General features: G+C 71.5%; 23 protein-coding genes and 2 pseudogenes. 11 read left to right on the top strand and 14 right to left on the bottom strand.

Annotation, left to right across the window (positions count from 1 at the left end):
- Positions 1-466 precede the first annotated feature (466 nt).
- Positions 467-967: a GNAT family N-acetyltransferase gene (locus ACFWTC_RS29915; protein WP_383925402.1), complete on the top strand. Its 501-nt coding sequence runs from the start codon at positions 467-469 to the stop codon at positions 965-967.
- Between the two features lie 196 nt (positions 968-1,163).
- On the opposite strand, the gene ACFWTC_RS29910 is transcribed toward ACFWTC_RS29915, so the two are convergent.
- The 6 genes from ACFWTC_RS29910 to ACFWTC_RS29885 all read right to left on the bottom strand — a co-directional run bounded on the left by ACFWTC_RS29910 (position 1,164) and on the right by ACFWTC_RS29885 (position 4,465).
- Positions 1,164-1,589: a profilin family protein gene (locus ACFWTC_RS29910; protein ID WP_383925405.1), complete on the bottom strand. Its 426-nt coding sequence runs from the start codon at positions 1,587-1,589 to the stop codon at positions 1,164-1,166.
- A 49-nt stretch (positions 1,590-1,638) separates the two neighbouring features.
- Positions 1,639-2,112: a hemerythrin domain-containing protein gene (locus tag ACFWTC_RS29905; RefSeq protein WP_383925407.1), complete on the bottom strand. Its 474-nt coding sequence runs from the start codon at positions 2,110-2,112 to the stop codon at positions 1,639-1,641.
- A gap of 136 nt (positions 2,113-2,248) precedes the next feature.
- A complete protein-coding gene (locus tag ACFWTC_RS29900) occupies positions 2,249-2,785 on the bottom strand; it encodes a hypothetical protein (protein WP_383925410.1) in 537 nt (178 codons plus the stop codon).
- A gap of 524 nt (positions 2,786-3,309) precedes the next feature.
- Entirely contained in the window at positions 3,310-3,576 is a 267-nt protein-coding gene (locus ACFWTC_RS29895; protein WP_383925415.1) for a DUF4235 domain-containing protein, read from the bottom strand.
- On the bottom strand, positions 3,573-4,055 hold the full coding sequence (locus tag ACFWTC_RS29890) for a DUF3618 domain-containing protein (protein WP_383925418.1): 483 nt from the start codon (positions 4,053-4,055) through the stop codon (positions 3,573-3,575). Before ACFWTC_RS29890 ends, ACFWTC_RS29895 begins: the two co-directional genes overlap by 4 nt.
- Positions 4,052-4,465 carry a phage holin family protein gene (locus ACFWTC_RS29885; RefSeq protein ID WP_383925420.1) on the bottom strand — a complete coding sequence of 138 codons (414 nt, stop codon included), beginning with the start codon at positions 4,463-4,465 and terminating at the stop codon, positions 4,052-4,054. The genes ACFWTC_RS29890 and ACFWTC_RS29885 overlap by 4 nt, the downstream gene beginning before the upstream one ends.
- A 743-nt stretch (positions 4,466-5,208) precedes the next feature.
- On the opposite strand from ACFWTC_RS29885, the gene ACFWTC_RS29880 reads away from it, so the two are divergent.
- Positions 5,209-5,823, top strand: a complete 615-nt coding sequence (locus tag ACFWTC_RS29880) for a flavodoxin family protein (RefSeq protein WP_383925426.1) — start codon at positions 5,209-5,211, stop codon at positions 5,821-5,823.
- A 325-nt stretch (positions 5,824-6,148) separates the two neighbouring features.
- Here ACFWTC_RS29880 and ACFWTC_RS29875 read toward each other — a convergent pair whose 3' ends face one another.
- Both ACFWTC_RS29875 and ACFWTC_RS29870 read right to left on the bottom strand, forming a co-directional pair.
- Positions 6,149-7,081, bottom strand: coding sequence for a SigB/SigF/SigG family RNA polymerase sigma factor (locus ACFWTC_RS29875; RefSeq protein WP_383925429.1), 933 nt, complete (start codon positions 7,079-7,081; stop codon positions 6,149-6,151).
- Between the two features lie 441 nt (positions 7,082-7,522).
- Positions 7,523-7,882 carry a hypothetical protein gene (locus tag ACFWTC_RS29870; RefSeq protein WP_384029216.1) on the bottom strand — a complete coding sequence of 120 codons (360 nt, stop codon included), beginning with the start codon at positions 7,880-7,882 and terminating at the stop codon, positions 7,523-7,525.
- A gap of 516 nt (positions 7,883-8,398) precedes the next feature.
- Here ACFWTC_RS29870 and ACFWTC_RS29865 point away from each other — a divergent pair.
- The 3 genes from ACFWTC_RS29865 to ACFWTC_RS29855 are packed head-to-tail and all read left to right on the top strand — an operon-like array spanning position 8,399 to position 12,117.
- Entirely contained in the window at positions 8,399-9,811 is a 1,413-nt protein-coding gene (locus tag ACFWTC_RS29865; RefSeq protein ID WP_384029214.1) for a family 2B encapsulin nanocompartment shell protein, read from the top strand.
- A gap of 41 nt (positions 9,812-9,852) precedes the next feature.
- A complete protein-coding gene (locus tag ACFWTC_RS29860) occupies positions 9,853-11,196 on the top strand; it encodes a family 2 encapsulin nanocompartment cargo protein terpene cyclase (protein ID WP_384029212.1) in 1,344 nt (447 codons plus the stop codon).
- 15 nt (positions 11,197-11,211) lie between these two features.
- The gene (locus tag ACFWTC_RS29855; RefSeq protein ID WP_384029210.1) at positions 11,212-12,117 is read left to right on the top strand and encodes a geranyl diphosphate 2-C-methyltransferase; all 906 of its coding nucleotides are present in this window, start codon (positions 11,212-11,214) and stop codon (positions 12,115-12,117) included.
- Between the two features lie 226 nt (positions 12,118-12,343).
- Here the strand turns inward: ACFWTC_RS29855 and ACFWTC_RS29850 are convergent, their stop codons facing one another.
- A complete protein-coding gene (locus ACFWTC_RS29850) occupies positions 12,344-13,171 on the bottom strand; it encodes an AraC family transcriptional regulator (RefSeq protein ID WP_383925443.1) in 828 nt (275 codons plus the stop codon).
- A gap of 50 nt (positions 13,172-13,221) precedes the next feature.
- Between ACFWTC_RS29850 and ACFWTC_RS29845 the strand changes: the two genes are divergently transcribed.
- Positions 13,222-13,686 (top strand): DUF2000 family protein, encoded by a 465-nt coding sequence (locus ACFWTC_RS29845; protein ID WP_383925446.1) that lies wholly within the window; start codon positions 13,222-13,224, stop codon positions 13,684-13,686.
- Positions 13,687-13,722: 36 nt separating this feature from the next.
- Here ACFWTC_RS29845 and ACFWTC_RS29840 read toward each other — a convergent pair.
- A pseudogene (locus tag ACFWTC_RS29840) lies at positions 13,723-14,022 on the bottom strand (GNAT family N-acetyltransferase); the annotation flags it as partial.
- Between the two features lie 33 nt (positions 14,023-14,055).
- Positions 14,056-14,793: an SAM-dependent methyltransferase gene (locus ACFWTC_RS29835; protein ID WP_384029208.1), complete on the bottom strand. Its 738-nt coding sequence runs from the start codon at positions 14,791-14,793 to the stop codon at positions 14,056-14,058.
- Between the two features lie 148 nt (positions 14,794-14,941).
- Here ACFWTC_RS29835 and ACFWTC_RS29830 point away from each other — a divergent pair, with 148 nt between their 5' ends.
- On the top strand, positions 14,942-15,412 hold the full coding sequence (locus ACFWTC_RS29830) for an SRPBCC family protein (RefSeq protein ID WP_384029206.1): 471 nt from the start codon (positions 14,942-14,944) through the stop codon (positions 15,410-15,412).
- A 65-nt stretch (positions 15,413-15,477) separates the two neighbouring features.
- Positions 15,478-15,702, top strand: a pseudogene (locus ACFWTC_RS29825) (hypothetical protein); the annotation flags it as partial.
- A 132-nt stretch (positions 15,703-15,834) separates the two neighbouring features.
- Here ACFWTC_RS29825 and ACFWTC_RS29820 read toward each other — a convergent pair.
- Together ACFWTC_RS29820 and ACFWTC_RS29815 are read right to left on the bottom strand one after the other, a co-directional pair.
- Positions 15,835-16,341, bottom strand: coding sequence for a DinB family protein (locus tag ACFWTC_RS29820; protein ID WP_383925455.1), 507 nt, complete (start codon positions 16,339-16,341; stop codon positions 15,835-15,837).
- Between the two features lie 80 nt (positions 16,342-16,421).
- Entirely contained in the window at positions 16,422-17,372 is a 951-nt protein-coding gene (locus ACFWTC_RS29815) for an aldo/keto reductase family oxidoreductase (protein ID WP_384029204.1), read from the bottom strand.
- Positions 17,373-17,527: 155 nt separating this feature from the next.
- Here ACFWTC_RS29815 and ACFWTC_RS29810 point away from each other — a divergent pair, with 155 nt between their 5' ends.
- Both ACFWTC_RS29810 and ACFWTC_RS29805 read left to right on the top strand, forming a co-directional pair.
- The gene (locus ACFWTC_RS29810; RefSeq protein WP_383925459.1) at positions 17,528-17,680 is read left to right on the top strand and encodes a hypothetical protein; all 153 of its coding nucleotides are present in this window, start codon (positions 17,528-17,530) and stop codon (positions 17,678-17,680) included.
- 118 nt (positions 17,681-17,798) lie between these two features.
- The gene (locus ACFWTC_RS29805; protein WP_383925462.1) at positions 17,799-19,280 is read left to right on the top strand and encodes a UDP-N-acetylmuramoyl-L-alanyl-D-glutamate--2,6-diaminopimelate ligase; all 1,482 of its coding nucleotides are present in this window, start codon (positions 17,799-17,801) and stop codon (positions 19,278-19,280) included.
- Here the strand turns inward: ACFWTC_RS29805 and ACFWTC_RS29800 are convergent.
- A complete protein-coding gene (locus ACFWTC_RS29800; RefSeq protein WP_384029202.1) occupies positions 19,277-20,611 on the bottom strand; it encodes a Gfo/Idh/MocA family protein in 1,335 nt (444 codons plus the stop codon). The two genes, ACFWTC_RS29805 and ACFWTC_RS29800, sit on opposite strands and share 4 nt — an antisense overlap.
- Positions 20,612-20,799: 188 nt before the next feature.
- On the opposite strand from ACFWTC_RS29800, the gene ACFWTC_RS29795 reads away from it, so the two are divergent.
- Positions 20,800-21,048 carry a hypothetical protein gene (locus tag ACFWTC_RS29795; RefSeq protein WP_384029200.1) on the top strand — a complete coding sequence of 83 codons (249 nt, stop codon included), beginning with the start codon at positions 20,800-20,802 and terminating at the stop codon, positions 21,046-21,048.
- Positions 21,049-21,150: the final 102 nt, after the last annotated feature.

Raw genomic sequence — 21,150 nt, 5'->3', positions numbered from 1 at the left:
GTACCGCTGGTAACCGCACGACAACACCGCAGTCCGACACTGCATGCCCGTGGCCTGGCCCCCCGTCCCGATCGGAGGTCCAGGCCACCGGCATGCCGTCGCACCCGAGCCCGCCCCGGGGCGGGCGTATCCGCGCGGCAGCCGGGACGGTCGCCGTGACGCAGCAGTCATACCCGGAGCCCCCTACGGGCGTTCGACCCCCCATACCGGTGTCACCGTCGCCGGGCCCCGGTCGGTGCTGGTCCTGCTGAAGGGCGTTCCGCACGCACCGACCTTGTGGCCCCGTTGGAGTTCCACGAGTGGCAGATGTCTGACCTCGTCGCGGCCGATGCGTACGACGTGGCGATCCGCGAGGTTCCCCTCGCGGCCTCTGGAGCGCGGGTCTGGCGGGTAAGCCCCCGTCGGCGGTTTGGGCAGGTCCCCGGACGGCATGACGGCGGGCGCGGGCTCGGACTAGCCTGACCCGATGATCGAAATCCGTCGCGCGGGGCCACCGGACGGTGGTGCTCTCGGTGAGATCCACGCCGAGGCCTGGAAGGCCGCCTACGCACCCTTCTTCGCACCCGAGTTCGCGGCCCGGGCGGTCCGCGACCGCCGCAGCCGCTGGCACGCCCGCGTCGCCGCGGGGCCCGAGACGGTGCTGCTCGCCACGCTCGACGGCCGCCCCCTGGCGCTCTCGTTCTTCGGCCCCTCGGCAGACAGGCCCGGACTCGTGGAGGTGCACAGCTTCTACAGCCACCCGGAGGGCTGGGGCACCGGCATCGCCGCCGCCCTCATGGACACGACGCTGAGCCGCATCAGCGGGCAGAGGGCCGCCGGAGTCCACCTGTGGACCCTGCGCGACACCCCGCAGTCCCGCCGCTTCTACACCAAGTCCGGTTTTGCCGAGACCGGCGGCACACGGCTCCACGACTTCGGTGACGGGAACCCGCTCCAGCAGGTCGAGTACGAGAAGGCCCTCACCTGACCGCCCGGCCGCCACCACTCGGCCGGCTGACTGGCACAGGTCACGGTCGCCGAGGTCGCGAGACACCCAACCCCGGCAAGGGACCGTTCCGCCGTCCAGCACGGCAACGGGCTCAGCCGTCTTGGGCCGGGCGTGCGCGGGGGTGCGGGGGTGCGGGGTGGCACGCCGTCTGCGGAACGACGCAGGGCGCGGGCGGTCAGGGCGTCGGGGGGACAGGGCTGTCCGTGTCCGGCGGGTCCGACGTGCCGCAGCGGGAGGCCAGGAGGTCGGCAAGGTTTCCGACCGTGAGGACGGCATCCGCCGGTCGGCGTCCCTCTTCGTACGCGGCGACCACGATGTACGGGGGGTGCTTCACGGCGACGACGCCGGCGCCGCCGTGTTTGCCGTGCAGGAGGCGCCGGTCCGCTTGCGCGGCCGTGTACCTCACCGCGTCCACGGTGATCCCCGCGGCGATGGCGTCGGCCGGGGCGTCGAAGAGTTCTGCCAGCCTCCTGCCCTCCGGCAGCGCCGTGAGGGGCCGTCCTGCGATCGCGCGAACCGAGCCGTCCAGGTGCAGGACCTCGGCGCGGCTCACGGTTCCGGAGTCGAGTGCTTCCTGCAGGTACAGGGTCAACTCGTCCATGTCGGCGCCCCCCTCCGCGGGCACCCGTGCGGGTGCCCGGCACGTTCGGCTACTGATCGGCGCTGGGAACGGCGAGCGGGTCGCGGGGAGCCTTCTGCTTCGCCGCTTCCATCTGCTCGCCGAGTTCGGTGAGACGGTTGCGGCCCATGGCCTTGCGGACGTCGGGGAACCACTCCTTCTCCTCTTCCTCGACGTGGTGACGCACGTTCTCCATCAGGACGCTCATCTTGGCGTCGAAGCGCTCGTCGCTCGCGTCGAGGCCCTTGAGTTCGGAGAGCATCCAGAGCACGACGTGGTGCTCCTCGATGCTCTCCAGGACGTGGTCCTTGGTGTCGGGAGCCGCTTCGCGGGCGGCCGGGTAGAAGATCTTCTCCTCGATCCAGGTGTGGGTGGTGAGCTCCTCGATCACCTGGTCAGCGATCTTCCTCTTCGTGGCGTGCGCGTTCTCGTCGGCCTTCTCGAACTGCTTGAACAGCTTCTCGACGGTCTTGTGGTCTTCCTTGAGCAGTACGATCCCGTCCACCAGCGCCTCCTCGGCCTTCCCGTGCCGGGCGCCGCGGCCCGGCCGCCCCGATGCCGTCTACCCCGTGGACCCCCGCATCGCCTCTGGCCGGGGCGGGGTTGCCCCGGAAGGGCGACGCGCATACGCCGTACGCCGCTCAGGCTCGTATCCGTCCCGGCCGCTGCGCCTGTTCCCGGCGAGTGGGTGGCGTCGTCCCCGGCTGGTCGCTGACGTGGGTGCACGTGATGCCGGCGCGGGTCACCGGGATGCCCATCCGGCGCAGGAGGTCGCGGGCGGGGCGGGCGGCTGACGTGCCTCGCCATTTCAGTCCCGGATGGCGGGATCGCAGGTGCGCCAGGGCTCTGGTACCCAGCCCGGCGGAGCGGAAGCGGTCCTCGATCTCGACGCCGGTGATCACGGCTTCGGCGCAGCTGGGGCAGATCCGGTAGCGGACCAGGCCCACGACCTTGCGGATGTGCACGAGGAGCAGGCACGACTCGTCGCCCCCGGTTCCGCGCGGGTGGTGAGAGGACAGGAAGTCGATGTCGCGGTAGGCGAGGATCTTTCGGCGCAGCCGTTCGGCGAGGCGTCCGCGGCGCGCGTGCCTGCTCCCAGCAGGCCGCGGGGGCCGCTCGGGTGCTGCGGGGGCGGCAGGAGTAGGGGTGCTCGCGGGACGCGCGTGTTGTCCGGGCATGGGCTGCGTGTGCCCGGCCGGCGGTCCGTCATGCCACCCCTTGTGATCTGCGGCCGCATACCACTGCCCGGCGTCCTCGGCACGGCAGTTCTCCTGTAGCGCGGCGGAACCGGGCGGGCTGCCGGTCTGATGGGCGTCTCTGATTGGCGTCGCGCTACGGGTAGAAGGGCGCGATGTTCTTCCAGTACCGGTCCAGTTCGGCGTCGGTGGCCCTGAAGCCAGGGTCGTCCCGCGGTTCGAGCAGGGCCGCGTGCAGCTCGGCGACACGCTGGTGTCCGACGCGCGCGGGGTCGGGAGCGGGCGCCGTACGACGCCAAGGTGCCCGAGCTGCGCTGGCCCCGTGTCCAGAGGGCCGGCGCGCCCGGGTGGTCCACCAGCGGGCCGCGAGAACGGCGGCAGCGGTTGCGGCTGTGGCGGCCAGAGCGTGCACTGAGTGGTGGGCGGGCACCGCTTCCTCCAGGAAGAGCCGGGGTCACAACTCGGACCGGACAGTGCCGGCCCGTGAGGGCCGGCACCGCCGCGTTCTAGCCGGGCCAGGTGCCCGTCACCCGTCGGGTAGCCACGGCGCCCGAGCGGTCGACGGCGGCCTTCACCACGGCGAAGATCGCCCCCTGGATGGCCGCGGCGAGCAGGATCTGCCGCCAGGGCCGGTCTTCGTCCGTTGCGTTGGGCGCGTCACCCTCGCCCTCGATGACCTTCCAGGCCTGCTTGAAGGCGGCGCCCGCGATCATGCCGCTGACGGCGCCGAGGGCCAGGCCGACGGGCCTGTAGGCGATCTTGGAAGCCTTCATCGGGCGCGCCCCCGGCTACGGCGGACCAGCAGGAAGACGACCAGGACGGCGGCGGCCGCGACGAGCGGCTTGCGGTTGGCTCGCGCGAGCACCGCCGCCCGGCCGGCACTGTCGCGGACCGACTCCGGGGTGTTCTCCGCGGCGTACTGCCCGGCCTGGGATGCGGCCTCCTTCACCTGCGACGCCGCCTGGGCCGTCTTCTCCAGGACGGGATCGGGCGTCTTGTCCTTCACCAGCTGGGCGGCCTGCCCGGCCTTCTCCCGGATCTGGTCGCCGATCAGCGAAGCCTTCTCGGCGGCCTGTTCCCTCACGGCGGCCGCCTTGTCCTTCGCCTGCGCCTTGACGTCCGTCTTGGCCGCCAGCGCTTCGACGGTCTGGCCGAGCTCCTCGCGGGTGCGCTCGACCTGTTCGCGCAGCTCCCCGGTGGAGGGGGGCTGAGGCGTCGGGGTGCCGAGGGCGTCGTGGTGGTCGTTGGTCATCGCTGTGCCTTCTCCTTGATTTCGGCCAGGTCGGCCTTGAGGCTGTCGATGGTCTGCTCGGGCGCGGGAGTGCCGGCCTTGGCGACCTGCTTCTTTCCGGCACGGGCCAGGACTGCGGCGCCGACGGCCAGTACCGCCGTCATGATGAGGGCAGAGGCCCATACCGGTAGGAGCAACGCGAGGGCGGCGACACAAGTTGCTGCAAAAGCCTGGGCTGCCAGAACGCCGGTGAGACCCGCGGCGCCGTACAGCCCGCCGCCCTTCCCGTAGCGCCTGCCCTTCTCGGCCATTTCCGCCCGTGCCAGCTGCATCTCCTCGCGGACCAGCTCGGAGATCTGCTGAGAGGCGCGCGAGACGAGTTCGCTCACCGAACCGTCTGCGTCGAAGGTTTGCCGCTCGGGCGTGCTCATGAAGTGGTCGCCTTCCGGGTTGAGATGCGCATGTCGCCGTCGACACGCTGCTACCCCGCAATCACGCTGCCACCCACCCGAAGAGGCGCAACCCGCGCGCCTCGTCCGTGAGCTCGCACTCCACGGGCTCCGACCGCTCCGAGGCCCTGTCGTCCAGGACGCGGCTCTTCCCCTACGGGGCCGGTGAGGTGATCGGTTGCGCCCAGATGGGGCGGGTGGGGGTACGGGGAAACGTCCGAGCGGCCGGTGCCGAGAGGGTCGGCTCCATGCGGCGGGCCGTCCGGGGGCCGGGAGCCGAGCGGGACGATCTGATCCTCGGCGCGAAGTCCTTAGTGGCGGCAATGGTCGCCTGGGGGGCTGGCCCGCCACCCGTTGCCGCCGACCGTTTCGACGTTCGCCCGGTTCACCGCGCTGGTGGCCCTGCAGGCCACGGCGTACCGGTCGGCATCGGTGCGCTGTGCGGCTCGCCGCCCGTCTCGTCCTCGCGCCCGCCCGCCACGTCCGTCACCGGCAGGAGGACGTCGCCGACCTCTACACGGGATGAGCCGGCGCCTCACCGGCCTGGCCGAGATCTTCGATCGAGACGACCCCGTGCGGCGCGCGCATACCCCACAGACCCGTGCCGCGCCCGGTGGCGTGCGGCCCCTGACAGCGGCGTCCGTACGCACCAACCCGCGCCCCGAGCGGGTCCAAACAGGAAGCATGCCGACATCGGGGTCGCTCGGCGGGGTAGGCGGTTGCGTATGAACACCACTCCCCTGCGGGCCGTCGCACTCGTCTGCACCCTGTCCCCGTCCCCGAAGCCCTCCAGCTCCCAGCTGCTGGCCGAGCAGACGATGGCAGCCCTCGCCGAGCACGGCGTCACCGGCAAGACGATCCGTATCGCGGACCACGACGTGAAGCCGGGCGTGGAGACGGACATGGGCGACGGCGACGCCTGGCCGGGCATCCGGGACACGATCCTGGGCGCGGACATCCTGGTCCTGTCCACGCCGATCTGGCTCGGACACGCCTCCAGCATCGCCCAGCGGGTCCTGGAGCGCCTCGACGCGGAGATCTCCGAGACCGACGACGAGGGCCGCATGCTCACCTACGGCAAGGTCGCCGCGGTCTGCGTCGTCGGCAACGAGGACGGCGCCCACAAGGCGAGTGCCGATCTCTTCCAAGGGCTCAACGACGTCGGCTTCTCGCTCGCCCCCAACGCCGTCACCTACTGGGTCGGCGAAGCCATGCAGGGCACCGACTACCAGGACCTCGACAAGACCCCCGAAAAGACCGCCGCCACCACCAAGACCCTCGCCGCCAACACCGCACACCTCGCCCGACAACTCAAGGCCGCCCCCTACCCGGCGAGCTGAGCAGCGCTTCAGCACCTGGACGAGAGGGAGGACACCGTGGTCGACAACCCCGCCGACGGCGGCGATCGGTGCGCCAGAGGGTTTCGCCGGTCGTCGCACAGCTGACCAAGCGGCCGGCGGCGGGCGCGGCCCTGTCACGGCCGGCGGTCCGATACGGCTTGCTGCTCGGTGTTCGGCCCGTCCCTCAGCGCCGGGAACATCCTCGGACACGAGCCCTTGGCATCGTGGAGGAGGTCGGCCCCGAGGTGGTCCTCTTCACGCCCTCAGGACCGTGCCCCTGCCCTCGCTCTCAGTTTCGGGGACTGACTGCGGCCGATGGCTGCGGCTACAGGTCGAGCATGGCCGTGCGCAAGCCGCTCAGGATGCGGGTCAGGAGGCGCGAGACCTGCATTTGGCTGATCCCGAGTTCGGCGCCGATCTCGGACTGGGTCAGCTCCCGCCCGAACCGGAGGTACAGGATTTCGCGGTCCCGTTCGGGGAGACGCTCCAGCAGGGGACCGAGGGCGTGGAGGTTCTCGAAGAGATCGATGGCCCGGGTGGTTTCCTCCGATGCCGGCTGACGGCCCAGGGCCTGGGCCGTGACGTTGTCCTCCTCGCACGGCGCGAACGGTTCGAGGGTCTCGGTCGAGTAGCCGTTGGCCGCCACCAGCCCCTCGATCACCTCGTCCTCCTCCAGGTTCAGGTGGTCGGCCAGCTCCCTGACCGTGGGGGCCCGGCCCAGCGTGGCGGCCATCGTGTCGCGCGCCTTCGCGAGCTCGACGCGCAGCTCCTGGAGCCGGCGGGGCACGCGGACCGCCCAGGTGGTGTCCCGGAAGTGCCGTTTCATCTCCCCGGTGATGTAGGGCAGGGCCAGGGAGGCGAACTCGACACCGCGCTCGGGGTCGAACCGGTCGATCGCCTTGATGAGGCCGATGGTCCCGGCCTGGACGACGTCCTCCAGCTCAGTACCGGCGCCTGCTGGGGTTCCGGTTCTGCTGCGGAACGCCCTGCTGGCGAACTGGACGAGGGTCAGGTTCATCTCTATGAGGGTGTTCCGGACGTACTGGTACTGCGGTGTGCCCTCAGGAAGGCACGCCAGCCGCGCCAGGAACACCTTCGAGAGCTCTTTCGCCTCGAGCGGCGAAACACGCTGGGGGTTCGCGATGACCGGCAGGGCGGCATCGGCGTCCCGAAAGCCCTTGTGGTCTCCGCTCCCGAGCGATGTATCCCGGGCGGGGGATCCGGCTGCTGTGGTGGCCGTGGCGGCGCAACCGGGCACGGTGGTTCCCTTCCTTCGGCTGCATGGCTGGGAACCAGAGCCTTCCCCCGCGGGCCGGGCGGCATCTGGGTCGCCCGGCCCCTCCTCCCGGGACTTCCGGACCTCCAACGACCGACCAGCGGCCCCTTGCGGCCGTCTTCGGTAGCGGCCCGGTTCCGGTGGCGGGGGTGAGCGATGCTCGGGTCGGCACCTTCGCCCAGGAACTGGAACCCGGGACCTACCGGATGGTCCTGTCCCAGTCGGTGACCCGCGGCCCGCTGGTTCCTCGCGAGAATCTCGGTACCCTCCGGCAACCGACAGGATCATCACCGCGGCCGACGCACGGGCGAGACCATCAGCTGCGAGAGGGTCATCGCGCTCCTCGGAGACACCTGAGCCACCTCGCTCGCTCGTGCCAAGGGCACGCTCCCGAGAAGGGCGGCCCCGGCGCGGGCGGCGCGTTCACGCCGGGTTGTCTCGTACGTCGAGTGCGGCCAGTCCCTCCGTCCAGCGGGTCCGGCGTTCTTCGGCACTCTGTTCCCACCAGGGGACGCCGCGTTCCCCGAGCGCCACTTTCGCGGCCTGCACCCGGTCCCGGGCGGCGCGCTCGGCCTCCGGGTCGTCGGCGCGGAGGGCCGCGCCGACCGCGCGGCGGGCCGCCATCAGGTGGACGCGCAGCCGAGCGGCGGCGTCTTCGTCGATGTCGGGATCCGTGGCACGCCATCGGCGGCCGTCGATGACGACGTGGTGCCCGTCGGGGGTGGTGGCCGGCTTGGGTTTCGAGGTCACGGCCAGCGGCTGCCCATCGTCGGCCTGCGTCAACCCTCCCACCACGGACCCGCCGGGCGCCCGGCGAGTCCGGATCCCGCCCGGCCGGGCGTCTTCTGCGCCGGCCTCCTGTATCCGCATGCCCGTCCGATCGGCGGCGGGAGGTGCGGGGATCGCGAATGCGTGACCGGAGACCACCTCGCTGCCGTCCGGGCCTACCGTGAGGCCGTCCGGGGCGAGTCGGAGGGCCACGCCCCCACCCCGACCGACTTCGGCTGGTCCGCGTGGGACGGCCGCGAACGCTGCCCCGTGTTCGCGTACACACGCCGCCGTGGTGGGCACAAGCGCGCAAGGTCCGCACACCCGAAACCGCCAAGGCAAACTCCGTGCGCGGTGAAATCACTACATCTGGGTAAAACGGACCAGCGCCGCCGGAGCGAATTGCCCGGGCCGCTACCTTTCTCAAGGAATCACGAGAAACCGGCACGGATTTCCTATTTGTTCGAATGGTGCACACGTACGCCGCACAGCATTTCCGATCATTGCCCTCCCCTGAAGGAGATTCCGCCAATGACCGTTGAAACCCGGCCCGAAGCCCCGGTTGAGCCACCTCGGCAGTCCAGCCTCGGCACTGCAGCCGCCCGCAACCTGGCCACCACCACCAAGTCCGCGCCCCAGATGCAGGAGATCAGCTCCCGCTGGCTGCTGCGGGTGCTCCCGTGGGTCGAGACGAAGGGCGGCACCTACCGGGTGAACCGCCGGGTGAGTTACACCGTCGGCGACGGGCGCATCGAGTTCGTCCAGGACGGCGGCAGGGTCCGGGTCATCCCGCGCGAGCTCGGCGAACTGGCCCTGCTCAAAGGCTTCGACGAGCCTGAGGTCCTCACCGCACTCGCCGGCCGTTGCGTCCAGCGTGACTTCGGCGCCGGCGAGGTGCTGGCCGAGCGCGGCGCCGCCGCGGAACGGCTCCATCTGATCGCCCACGGCCGGGTCAGCCAGACCTCCGTGGGCAAGTACGGGGACGAGGTGACCATCGCGGTACTGGCCGACGGTGACCAGTTCGGCGAGGACGCCCTGCTGGACGCCGACGCCACCTGGGACCGTACGGTGACCGCCGAAACCGCAGGCACGCTGCTCACCCTCTCCCGCGCCGACTTCCACTCCGTACTGGACGCCTCACCGGCCCTCCAGGCCCACGTCCGGCGGTTCAGCGCGCTCCCGTTGCAGCGGCAGAACAAGCACGGCGAGGCCGAGATCGCGATGTCGGCCGGCCACACCGGCGAGGCCGAGTTGCCCGGCGCCTACGTCGACTACGAACTGAACCCCCGCGAGTACGAACTCTCCATCGCACAGACCGTGCTGCGGGTCCACTCTCGGGTGGCCGACCTGTACAACGACCCGATGAACCAGACCGAGGAGCAGCTCAGGCTCACCATCGAGGCGCTGCGCGAGCGCCAGGAGCATGAGCTCATCAACAACCGCGAGTTCGGGCTGCTCCACAACGTCTCCTTCAAACAGCGCCTCCAGACGCACTCCGGACCGCCGACTCCGGACGACCTCGACGAGCTGCTGTGCCGTCGGCGCGGTTCCAAGTTCTTCCTCGCCCACCCCCGGACGATCGCGGCCATGGGGCGCGAGTTCAACTCCCGCGGGCTCTACCCCGACCACGTCGACCTCGGCGGACAGCAGGTCCCGGCCTGGCGCGGGGTCCCCATCCTGCCCTGCGGCAAGATCCCCATCACGAAGGAGAACACGAGCTCGATCCTGTGCATGCGTACCGGTGAGGACAACCAGGGCGTCATCGGCCTGCGCCAGACCGGCCTGCCGGAGGAGTACGAACCGGGCCTGTCGGTGCGCTTCATGGGCCTCGACGAGCGGTCGATCATCTCGTACCTGGTCACGACCTACTTCTCCGCCGCCGTGCTGGTGCCCGACGCGCTCGGTGTGCTGGAGAACGTACAGATCGCGCGCAGGCGCAACTAGCGGACATGGATGAACCCGCCCACCTCACACAGGAGTTACGGATGCCTGACGCCGGGCCCTCCCCTCTTCAATCGAGCCTGCCCGCCGCCGCGGCGCAGTTCGGCGCCCACGTCCTCGCGGGCGCCCGCTCACACACCGTTCCCGGCCTGCCCCCGGTCCCCGGCTCGTCCGTCGGTCCCGTCGTCGACACCCCTGCCGTCGGCGGGCCCGTTGTCGCCCCGCCCGTCGACGTGGCCGCCGAGGTGGCCGCGGGGGCGGGGTGGGCCGCACCGGCGGACGGGCCCGTCAGCGCCCTGGAGCGCGTCCTGCGCGGTCCGACCGGTATCGGCACGACGGGCCTGTACCTGACCCGTCGCCCGGAACCGGAACGGGAAGCGGAACCGGAACCGGAACCGGCACCCGCGAGCGGCACACCGATCCCCGGCCTCTACCACCACCCGGTGCCGGAGCCCGACCCGGCGCGGGTGGAGGAAGTCAGCCGCAGGATCAAGGCCTGGGCAATGGACGAGGTCCAGCTCTACCCCGAGGACTGGGCAGGGGAGTTCGACGGCTTCCAGGTCGGCCGCTACATGGTCGCCTGCCACCCGGACGCCCCCACCATCGAGCACCTGATGCTCGCCACCCGGCTGATGGTCGCCGAGAACGCCGTCGACGACTGCTACTGCGAGGACCACGGCGGCTCACCCGTCGGCCTCGGCGGACGGCTCCTGCTGGCCCACACCGCGCTCGACCCCCTCCACACCACCCGGGAGTACCAGCCGCCGTGGGAGCAGTCGCTCCACGCGGACGCCCCGCGGCGCGCCTACCGCTCCGCCATGGAGTACTTCCTGCGGCAGTCGACGCCCTCGCAGGCCGACCGCTTCCGGCACGACATGGCCCGGCTGCACCTGGGCTACCTCGCCGAGGCGGCCTGGTCCCAGACGGAGCACATGCCCGAGGTGTGGGAGTACCTGGCGATGCGGCAGTTCAACAGCTTCCGCCCCTGCCCCACCATCACCGACACCGTGGGCGGCTACGAACTCCCGGCGGACCTCCAGGTGCAGCCCGCCGTGCAGCGCGTCATCGCGCTCGCCGGGAACGCCACCACCATCGTCAACGACCTGTACTCCTACACCAAGGAACTCGACAGTCCGGGCCTCCACCTGAACCTGCCCGTGGTGATCGCCCATCGTGAGCACCGCCCTGTGCGCGAGGCCTACCTAAAGGCGATCGAGGTCCACAACGAGCTCATGCACGCGTTCGAATCCGAGGCCGCCGCCCTGGCCGGCGCCTGCGCCGTCCCGAGCGTGCTGCGCTTCCTGCGCGGGGTGGCCGCGTGGGTCGACGGCAACCACTACTGGCACCAGACCAACACCTACCGCTACAGCCTGCCCGACTTCTGGTAAAGGATGGGACTTTCCATGACCGGTACCGATCTCACCCCCACCGCTTCCGCGATCGCCACCTCCACCAGTCCCCCGGTGTCCATCCCCTCCCCCGCGACGGCCTACCAGGGGGACATCGCCCGCTACTGGGACCACGAGGCCAGGCCCGTGAATCTGCGCCTCGGCGACGTCGACGGCCTCTACCACCACCACTACGGCATCGGCGACGTCGACCACGCCTCCCTCAGCAACCCCGACGACAGCGCGTACGAGAAGAAGCTGATCGCCGAGCTCCACCGTCTCGAATCGGCGCAGGCCGAACTCCTCCTGGACCACCTCGGCCCCATCGGTCGGAACGACACCCTCGTGGACGCCGGCTGCGGGCGCGGCGGCTCGATGGTCATGGCCCACCAGCGCTTCGGGTGCAAGGTCGAGGGCGTCACCCTGTCGGCGAAGCAGGCGGACTTCGGCAACCAGCGCGCCCGCGAGCTCGGGATCCAGGACCGCGTCCGCGCCCGCGTCTGCAACATGCTCGGCATGCCCTTCGAGACCGGGCAGGCCGCGGCCTCCTGGAACAACGAGTCGAGCATGTACGTCGACCTGCACGACCTCTTCGCCGAGCACGCCCGCATCCTTGAGGTCGGCGGCCGCTACGTGACCATCACCGGCTGCTGGAACCCGCGCTACGGGCAGCCCTCGAAGTGGGTCTCGCAGATCAACGCGCACTTCGAGTGCAACATCCACTCGCGCCGGGAGTACCTGCGCGCGATGGTCGACAACCGCCTCGTACCGCAGGCCGTCATCGACCTGACCCCCGCGACCCTGCCCTACTGGGAACTGCGGGCCACGTCCTCGCTGGTCACCGGCATCGAGGAGGCGTTCATCAACTCGTACAAGGACGGTTCCTTCCAGTACCTGCTGATCGCCGCAGACCGCGTCTGACGGGCCTCGTCCACGCTCCGCGTCACCAACGCCGTGCCCCCTGGCCCTGCCCCGCCTCTCCACCCGGACGCGGGGCAGGACCAACTGGTTCACGATGCGCGGGTGCGCCGACCGGCATCACGGCGTTGATGACCCGGACAACGTCGCCGATGACGTTGGTCTCCACCAAACGCCGTACGGTCGCCCGCCTTGCGGCGGACCGACACCGGCGCCCTGCCCGAAGCCCTCAGTAGCTGGACATCGCGGAGCAGACGTAGCGCCCGGGCGTGGTGCCCACGATTCGCTTGAAGTGCCGGGTGAAGTGGGACTGGTCGTGGAATCCCGCTTCGACCGCCACCTCGGCGGCCGGTCGGCCATCGAGGAGCAGTCGGCGGGCCAGGGCGATCCGGCGCGAGATGAGGTACTGGTGCGGGGCGATGCCGAAGGCGGCGCTGAACGAGCGGACCATATGGGCGGGGTGGGCTTGCATCAGACCGGCGGCTTCCGGCAGTGAGATGCCGGCGACCACCCTCTCGTCGAGGAGCTCGCGCAGGCTTCGCGCGATACCGCGACGGGTGCCGACACCGAGCGGCGCGGTGTGCCCGCCGGGGAGTTCGAGGCGCGGCTGGAGCAACGCGCGCAGCCGTTCGCCGATCAGGGCCAGCCGGCTCTCCGCCTCGAATTCGTCACCCGGAGAGGCCAGGGCCCGGTGGAGCTGCCCGACGCGCCGGCGCAGGACCGGGTCCGCGAGGTCCGGACCGTCCACGGCGGCGTCGATGAAGCGCTCGTCCAACACCGTCATGTCGAGGTAGACGACGCGCTTGCGGAACCCGTGCGAGGTGGCGGCGGAGCCGTTGTGCGGAACCCGGGGCGGGAGCAGGCTCACGGTGCCGCCCGGTGTGCCGCGCCGGTGGCGGTCCAGGTCGTAGCGGACGGCACCGTCATCGACGATCAGCAGGGTCCACTCGTCGTGGACGTGCATCGGGTACGCGTGCGCGGTGAAGCGGGCGTGGAAGACCTCGACGACACCCGCGACCCGGGGGCGCCAGGCCGAGACTTCCTGTGGGAGCTGCACGCAAAGAACGTACAAGACCGCGCGAGGGAGCGCCCGGCAGTCTCGGGGCCATGAGCAACGAGACGAAGAACGAGATCAACGAGCGGGGCGCCGCGGACGCGCCCGTGCGCTTCGACAGCAAGATCGCGGTGCTGTTGCGCGACGACCTGGAGACGTGGCAGCGGCTGAATGTCACCGCGTTCCTCGTCAGCGGGCTCGGAACCGCCCTCCCGGAGATGGTCGGCGAGCCCTACCAGGACGCCGACGGCACGCCCTACCTGCCGATGTTCCGCCAGCCCGTTCTCGTCTTCGAAGGCGACAAGAAGGCCGTGACGACGGCGCACGAACGGGCAGTGCGGCGTGACCTGCCGACCGCGGTGTTCACCTCGGACCTGTTCGGCACGGGCCACGACCGCGCGAACCGGGCAGCAGTCGCGGCAGTGGGCAGGGACCAACTCGATCTGGTCGGGATCGCCGTCCACGGGCCGCGCAACTCCGTGGACAAGGTCCTCAAGGGCGCCCGCATGCACAAGTGACCCGAGCCCGTGGGGCTGGGTTGCGGTCATGTAACCCAGCCCCGCGGACGGGGCGAAGGCCGCATAGCCGAGGGACGCGCCCATATAACGGCCTCGGATGATCGAGTTCATGTTGACCGTGCCGGCGGCGCCGCCGGTCTCCCGTACGCGGATCACGAAGCCCCGGTTGGTGCCGTCGCCGAATCGGCCCATCCAGTCCTGGAACTCCCCCGCCGTCGTGCGAAGTTGCATCCACGGTCCGTACAGCTCGGCACTGGCCCGCACGAGCGAGCAGAACTCGTCCTGGTCGGCGAGGGTGAGCGGGCACAGTTCAACCCGTGGCTGGGTGGTGGGCATGGGGTCGATGCTAAGGCCTCGGCCTCACGGGCGTCAGCAGGAGGTCGGGCGCAGGACCAGGGTGACGAAGCCCCACGTGTCCCGGTAGGCGCGCAGCCATTCGGTACGGCGGTCCGTCGCCGTCCGGAGGACCTGCGCGCTGTCCGGGTCGGCCGGGTGGTCCAGCGCCCACGTGGCCAGTGACCCCCAGCAGGCCCATTCGTAGTCGTCCCGTTCGCGGCGGGTGCTGACGTGCCCGTGGACGGGGGTCCACCCGTCGGCGACGACACGGTCCACGGTGTCCGCGAGGTCGGTGAAGTCGCCGAGCATCTCCACGGCTTCAGGTGACGGCTCGTGTTCCCAGAAGCCCTCGCCGATCAGGACCCGTCCGCCGGGGGCCAGGTGTCCGCGCGCTGCCGCGAGGGTGGGCAGGAGGCCGCCGAAGGCGTGCGCCGCCCCGACGCTGAGGACGAGGTCGAACGGGTGCGGGGAGCGGAAGTCCGCGGCCTCCTGGTGGTGCAGTGCGAGGCGCCCTCCGATGTCCGCCATGGTCGCGGCCTCGCGCGCCGCGCCGAGGGAGTCCTCGGCGATGTCCACGCCCTCGGCCCGCAGGTGCGGGTACGCGCTCAGGGCGCGCAGGAGCCATTCCGCGGTGCCGCACCCCAGGTCGAGCACCCGTGCGTCGTCACGGGGGACGCCGTGCTCCAGCAGACTTCGTACGGATGCGTCGTCGAGCGGGGCTTTGATCGGGTGGCGGGCGTGGGCGAGCGCGGAGATCTGTTCACGGTTCACCGGCGCAGCCTGCCAGCGCCCGGGGGTGGTGCGCACGTCGATTTCCGCCGCGGACGGGAGGTCGTGCAGCCGGCTTCGGCCCGGGCGCCGGCGGGTCGTCGGCCGGGGACGGCCCGGGAAGAGCCCCTCCCGGTCCTAGGATCGGCGCATGAACAGGACCGACCGCGCCAGCCGGGTGATCGCGGCACCGCCGGCGACCGTCTACCGGGCCCTCCTCGACCGGGAGTCGCTGGAGGTGTGGCTGCCGCCGGACGGCATGCGCGGGCGCGTCGAGCGGTGGGACCCCCGCCCCGGCGGCGGGTTCCGGATGGTGCTCACCCACCTCGACCCCGCCGGCAGCCCCGGCAAGACCTCGGACGCGACGGACGTCGTCGACGTGGGGTTCACGGAACTGGTGCCGGCGGAGCGCGTGGTGCAGCGGGCGGTGTTCGAGGCCGACGATCCGTCGTACGCGGGCGCCATGACGATGACCTGGAGCCTCGCCGCCACCGGCGGCGGGACCGAGGTGACCGTCACCGCCACGGACGTGCCGCCCGGCATCGACCGGACGGACCACGAGGCCGGGATCGCCTCCTCGTTGGCCAACCTGGCGTCGTACGTCGAAGGCGCGGCCGGCTGAACCCAGGCCCGTACGGGACGGGTGGTCACGGCCCGAAAGCTGCTCATACTGCTCGTACTGCGACGATGAGCGGACATCGGAGAGACGACCTTCTGACGGAAGCCGTCCGGCTGCGTGAACAAGGGCAACCGGAGCAAGCCCGAGCCGTGTTGCTGGCCCTTGCCGGAGAGCATCCCGAGGACGCACGGGTGGCGTACCAGACCGCCTGGGTCCATGACGCGCTGGGACTCGAAGCCGAAGCCGTCCCCTTTTGCGAACGCAGCCTCGCGGACGGCGCGTTGCCGGCGACGGACCGTCGGGGCGCGTTCCTCGGGCTCGGCAGTACCTTCCGGGTGCTCGGCGCACACGAGAGCCGTCGACACCCTCCGCACGGACCTGTCGGAGTTCCCCGGGAACGGGGCGCTCGAGCTGCTCGCCGCCTCTCACTCCCCCGTCGACCCGTCGATCGCCTCGCGCAGCAGGTCGGCGTGGCCGTTGTGCCGGGCGTACTCCTCGATCAAGTGGGCCAGGATGTAGTGCAGCGAGTACGTCTGGTCCTCGAAGTGCCCCACCGCGTCCAGGGATTCGGCGGCGTCCACGATCGCCCGCGACCGCGCGCAGGCCTCTTCCCAGATCGCGAAGGAAGCGGCCGGCTGCGCGTCCTCGACGTGGAACTCCGTCCACGCGCCGCCCTCGCTCTTCGGGAAGTACGCCGGTACGTCCCCACCGCCCAAGACGTTGTGGAACCAACCCCGTTCGACTTCCGCGAGATGGCGCACGAGGCCGAGCAGCGTCAGGCTCGACGGCGCGACCGCCCTCCTGCGCAACTGCTCGGCGCTCAGTCCCGCGCACTTCATCATCAGGGTGTCGCGCTGCCCCTGCAGGACGCTCGTCAACGTGGCACGCTCGTCGCCCGTCAGAACGGGCGGGGTCCGCTGTTCGTCGATCATGAGCCGATCATCGTGGCTGCCGGGTGGTTCCGCCAAGCAGGTTTCCCCCGTCCCGGACACCCCGGGTCCGGCCCGAGCGGTCAGGGCAGCGGGGTGGCCCGGGCGGTGATCCAGAGTTCGTACCACTCCTCGTGCGTGAGGTCGGGCTCGCGCACGGCCGCATCGCGGCAGGCGCGGATGCGGTCCGGTCGGGCGCTGCCGATGACCGGGGCGATGCCCGCGGGATGACGGGCCAGCCACCAGAGCAGGACCGCTTCGGGTGTCGTGTCCTTCTTGCGGGCGAGGTCGGCCAGGAGCTTCGCGGTGGCGTGCTCGGCGGCCGTGCTCTGGCGGCCGGTGAAGCGCCCCTGCGCCAGTGCGCCCCATGCCTGGAGGCGGATGCCGTGGTCGCGGCAGTGTTCCAGCGTGCCGAAGGGGAAGGCGTTGGACGCGTACGCGGGGGTGTTGAGCAGGACCCCGGCCTCGACCCAGTCGCGGCTGTGCAGGCTCATCTCCAGCTGGTTGGCGACGAGCGGTACGTCGAGCCGGGCCTGGAGGGCCGTGATCTGCGGGGCGCCCATGTTGGACACCCCGAAGGCGCGGACGAGGCCCTGCCCGTGCAGGGACATCAGCGCCGCCGCGGTCTCGTCCGGGTCCGCCAGCGGGTCGGGGCGGTGCAGCAGCAGGACGTCGATCACGTCGGTGCGCAGCCGCGTCAGGCTCTCCTCCACGCGCCGGACGATGCCGGGGCCGCGCAGGTCGTACCGGCCGGGGCCGTCCTCGCCGCCCAGGCGGATGCCGCACTTGGTCTGCAAGGTGATCCGCTCGCGCAGGCCGGGCGTGCGAGCGAGCACTTCGCCGAACACGGCCTCGGCCTTGCCGTGCCGGTAGATGTCGGCGTGGTCGAAGGTGGTGATGCCGCTGTCGAGGGCCGCCTCGACGGCGGCCTCGGCCGCGTCGATGTCGTCCGGCCCGTACGGGCCCGGTTCCCAGCTCCCACCGAGGCCCATGCAGCCGTACAGCACCCGGTCGCCCGTGGTGTTCCGTTTCACGTGCTCATCGGTGCTCGTCCCGACGTCCGCGCGTGCGTTTTCGTCTGTGTTCAGGTTCGCCGCCACGCGCCCACCCTAGGGGCTCGCCCGCTGTGGGCCCCGGGCCGGTGTCCGGTGTGGGGCCGGGGCAGCTGGGTGGGCCGTACACTCGGCCCATGGGTGACACACGTTCTTCGAGGCAGTGCCTGCAGCAGGCCGCCCTCTGGACGTGTCCGGCCGCCGGCGTCCCGACCGTCGTCGACCCGGCCCGCGCAGCCTTCGCCGCGGCGCCCGAGACCCGCCGTGTCGCCTTGCACGGCCACGGCTAGCGCTTCGCGCCTCAGGCCCCTCCGCTCCACATCACCACAGCAGCCCTCCGGCATGCCGCCGGCGCTGCCGCCTGGCTACGGCCGCACGCCCGGGCCCAGCCCCCTCGAAGGGATCATTGTGAAGCTGAGCGATTTGCTGGCCGGGCAGGAGTACCACGTCCTGCAGGGTGATCCCGACACGACGCTGATCACCGCGGGAACCACCTTCGACGCCGACCGGGTGACCCCGGGCTCCCTGTTCATCGCCGTACCCGGACACCGGGAGGGCGGCCCCGGCGCCGTCTCGCCGGCGCTGGCCCGGGGGGCCGCCGCCGTGCTGGTCGACGGCGGTGAACCCGCCCTACCCGCCGCGGTCTGGCCGCCGGGCACCTGCGCCGTACGCGTACCCGACACCCGGACGGCGGCCGCGGTGGTGACGTCCCGGTACTTCGGCGAGCCGGGCCGGCAGATGGACATGGTGGCGATCACCGGCACGAACGGGAAGACCTCCGTGTCGTACATGGTCGAATCCGTCCTGCGGCTCGCCGAAGGGTCGAAGGTGGGGGTCATCGGCACCGCCGGGAGCCGGATCGGCGACGAGCCGATCCCGATGCCGCGCTCGGTGCTGACCACTCCGGAATCGCCCGACCTGCAGTACCTGCTGGGCTACATGCGCGACCGCGGCGCCGCCAGCGTGGTGCTGGAGGCCACCTCCATGGCGCTGCTGACGCACCGGGTGGACCGTACGTTCATCGACGTCGGCGTCTTCACCAACCTGACGCAGGACCATCTCGACGACCACGGGACGATGGCGGGCTACCGGGACGCCAAGCTGCGCCTGTTCCAGGGGCTGTGCCGGCGCGCGGTGGTCAACGCCGACGACCCGGTGGGCGCGGGCATCGTGGCGATGATGCCGGGCGCGGTGACCACGTACGCCCTGGACTCCCCGGCGGACTACCGGGCCACGGACCTGGAGGTGAGCGCGGCGGGCACCCGGTTCACGCTGCACCACGGCGGGCGCGCCTACCCGGCGTCGATCCCGGTCCCCGGCCGGTTCTCGGTGGCCAACGCGCTGGCCACGGTGGCGGCCTGCCACGTGCTGGGGCACGAGCTGGGCCCCCTGGTGGACGCGCTCGACCGGATGCCGCCGGTGCCGGGGCGCCTGGAGCGCTTCCGGACCCCGTCGGGCACGTCGGTGATCGTGGACTACGCCCACTCGCCGGACTCCCTCGACAAGGTCCTGACGACCATCCGGGGGTTCGCCCGCGGCCGGGTGATCACGGTCTTCGGATGCGGCGGAGACCGCGACACCACCAAGCGGGCCGAGATGGGCCAGATCGCCGGGACCCATTCCGACCTGTGCGTCCTGACCTCGGACAACCCCCGCCACGAGGACCCCGAGGCCATCCTGGACCAGGTCGCCCCCGGCCTCACGGCGACCGGCACCCCCTTCCACCGCCATGCCGACCGGCGCCGGGCGATCGCCTTCGCGCTGTCCGCGGCGGGTCCCGAGGACACGGTCCTGATCGCCGGCAAGGGCAGCGAGCCGCACCAGATCGTCGGCGATGAGCTGCTCCCGTTCAGCGACATGGCCACGGTGCGCGAGCTGGCGCTGCCCTAGGGGTGCGCGGCCCCGTCACGGGCGGGTCGGCCCGGGGTGCCTGCGGGGCCCGAGGGCTCGACCGGGTTCCGGGGTCCGACGAGGTCCAGGGTCTCGACCGTTCCGCAGAGCCGGGCGCGTTCGGCGGCCAGCACGGTCAGGTGACTGGTCAGGGATTCCCGGGGGCCCGACTTCACGAGGGCGGGGTTCCCCGTGGCCACGGCGGCCACGAACGCGTCCATGAGGCCCGCGTCGCCGCCTCCGTGGCCGCCGCCGGCGTCCGGCGTTCCCTCGGCGCGGACGTCGATGTGTTCCTCGGTGCGGGTGAGGAAGTCGTAGAGCCGCAGGCTCCGGCCGTCGCCCCGCAGTTCGGCCCTGGTGCCGAAGATGCGGGTCTGGCGGTCCGCCCGCTCGGTGAAGGCCGTCATCGTGAAGGTGGCGGTGGCCCCGGAGGCGAATTCCATGGCGACCACCTGGTGGTCGACGACGTCGTTGTCGCAGGCGTACACGCACCGCCCGTACGGGCCGTCGCGCAGGGCGCCGGCAAGGGCCTCGGGGGTGAACTCGTCGAGCACCGCGCTCAGGGGCCACCCGTGCCGGCCCGCCGCGAGCCGTTCCCCGTACTCGCGGGGCGCCGAGTAGGGGCAGGTGGTTTCGACCGCGCAGTCCAGGCACCGGTCCGCGGCGCCCGCCGGCCGCTGTTCGGGCCGGAAGTGCGAGAGGCGGCCGAAGCTGGAGACACGCACCGGCGGGGCGCCGAGCACGTACTGCAGCCAGTCCAGGTCGTGGCAGGACTTCGCCATGAGCATGGAGGTGGCCTCGTCCTCGCGGCGCCAGTTGCCCCGTACGAACGAGTGGGCCTGGTGCCAGAAGCCGACCGGCTCCAGGTGCTGGACGCTGACGACGTCACCGAGGCGGCCGGAGTCGATGAGGCGCTTCAGCGCCTGTGTGTAGGGGGTGTAGCGCAGGACGTGGCCGACGGCGAGGACCACTCCTGCCTCCTCCACCGCGCCGACGATCCGCCGGCACTCCTCCTCGTCCAGTGCCATCGGCTTCTCGAGCAGGATGTGGTATCCGAGGGCGACGAAGGCGAGCACCGGTTCCAGGTGATCGCGGTCCAGGGTGCAGATGAGCACCGCGTCCGCGATCCGGCCGCGGGCCGCCAGCGTCCGCCAGTCGTCCACGGCCGCCGCGGGCGCCAGGCCGTGGGCGGCAGCCAGCCGTTTCCTGCGCGGCCCGCGCGGCTCCGCGACCGCCACCACCTTCGCCCGGTCCGGGTGGGCCAGCGCCCAGCGGGCGTGGCCGGTTCCCCGGTCTCCGGCACCGACGACGGCAAGAGTGACCACTGACATCTGACCCACTTTCCCGGAGTAGCGAGGCGGCCTGCCCCCTCATGATCCTCCCCCGGCGGCGGATCCGGGGAGGGACCGTGTAGGGCGGGCGGAATGACGTGAAGAACGATCGTTCAATACATTCACTCCAGGACGCCGGGAGAGCGCGCGGAGTATCCGGCGCGGCGGGGACAACAGGAGGACGGGACGTGCGAGTTCATGTCCGCGAGCGGCACGATCGCGTGAGCCGGATCGTCCGTGAATTCGAGGCCGCGCTGTCGGCGCTCCGGCTTCCCGCCACGCTCTCGCCCGGCTTCGACGCGGGCGCCCTCGTGGGTACGGACGGTACGAACAGTACGAACAGTGCGGGCGGTGCGGGCGGGTCACGCCGCCTCGTCGAGCTGCTTCCGGAGCTGCGCGTGCGCGACTCGTACGGCGGTTCCGCGACCCCGATCTGATCGCTTGAGCGTATCGATCCGTACGCGCCTCTTGAGCGTTCTTTCGATCGCGTGCTAGAAACCGGTCAGCGGGGCGTCCTCCCGCCCCGCACCCCGCCGTGT

The sequence above is a fragment of the Streptomyces sp. NPDC058619 genome, from assembly GCF_042717785.1.
Lineage (GTDB): Bacteria > Actinomycetota > Actinomycetes > Streptomycetales > Streptomycetaceae > Streptomyces.
Note: the sequence above shows the minus strand (reverse complement) of the source record. Positions and strands in the feature narration are given on the sequence as shown.

Bases quoted from the DNA above. Each gene is read 5' to 3' on its own strand.
- ACFWTC_RS29915 (WP_383925402.1), top strand. From the start codon at position 467: ATGATCGAAATCCGTCGCGCGGGGCCACCGGACGGTGGTGCTCTCGGT.
- ACFWTC_RS29910 (WP_383925405.1), bottom strand. From the start codon at position 1,589: ATGGACGAGTTGACCCTGTACCTGCAGGAAGCACTCGACTCCGGAACC.
- ACFWTC_RS29900 (WP_383925410.1), bottom strand. From the start codon at position 2,785: ATGCCCGGACAACACGCGCGTCCCGCGAGCACCCCTACTCCTGCCGCC.
- ACFWTC_RS29895 (WP_383925415.1), bottom strand. From the start codon at position 3,576: ATGAAGGCTTCCAAGATCGCCTACAGGCCCGTCGGCCTGGCCCTCGGC.
- ACFWTC_RS29890 (WP_383925418.1), bottom strand. From the start codon at position 4,055: ATGACCAACGACCACCACGACGCCCTCGGCACCCCGACGCCTCAGCCC.
- ACFWTC_RS29885 (WP_383925420.1), bottom strand. From the start codon at position 4,465: ATGAGCACGCCCGAGCGGCAAACCTTCGACGCAGACGGTTCGGTGAGC.
- ACFWTC_RS29880 (WP_383925426.1), top strand. From the start codon at position 5,209: ATGAACACCACTCCCCTGCGGGCCGTCGCACTCGTCTGCACCCTGTCC.
- ACFWTC_RS29865 (WP_384029214.1), top strand. From the start codon at position 8,399: ATGACCGTTGAAACCCGGCCCGAAGCCCCGGTTGAGCCACCTCGGCAG.
- ACFWTC_RS29860 (WP_384029212.1), top strand. From the start codon at position 9,853: ATGCCTGACGCCGGGCCCTCCCCTCTTCAATCGAGCCTGCCCGCCGCC.
- ACFWTC_RS29855 (WP_384029210.1), top strand. From the start codon at position 11,212: ATGACCGGTACCGATCTCACCCCCACCGCTTCCGCGATCGCCACCTCC.
- ACFWTC_RS29845 (WP_383925446.1), top strand. From the start codon at position 13,222: ATGAGCAACGAGACGAAGAACGAGATCAACGAGCGGGGCGCCGCGGAC.
- ACFWTC_RS29830 (WP_384029206.1), top strand. From the start codon at position 14,942: ATGAACAGGACCGACCGCGCCAGCCGGGTGATCGCGGCACCGCCGGCG.
- ACFWTC_RS29820 (WP_383925455.1), bottom strand. From the start codon at position 16,341: ATGATCGACGAACAGCGGACCCCGCCCGTTCTGACGGGCGACGAGCGT.
- ACFWTC_RS29810 (WP_383925459.1), top strand. From the start codon at position 17,528: ATGGGTGACACACGTTCTTCGAGGCAGTGCCTGCAGCAGGCCGCCCTC.
- ACFWTC_RS29800 (WP_384029202.1), bottom strand. From the start codon at position 20,611: ATGTCAGTGGTCACTCTTGCCGTCGTCGGTGCCGGAGACCGGGGAACC.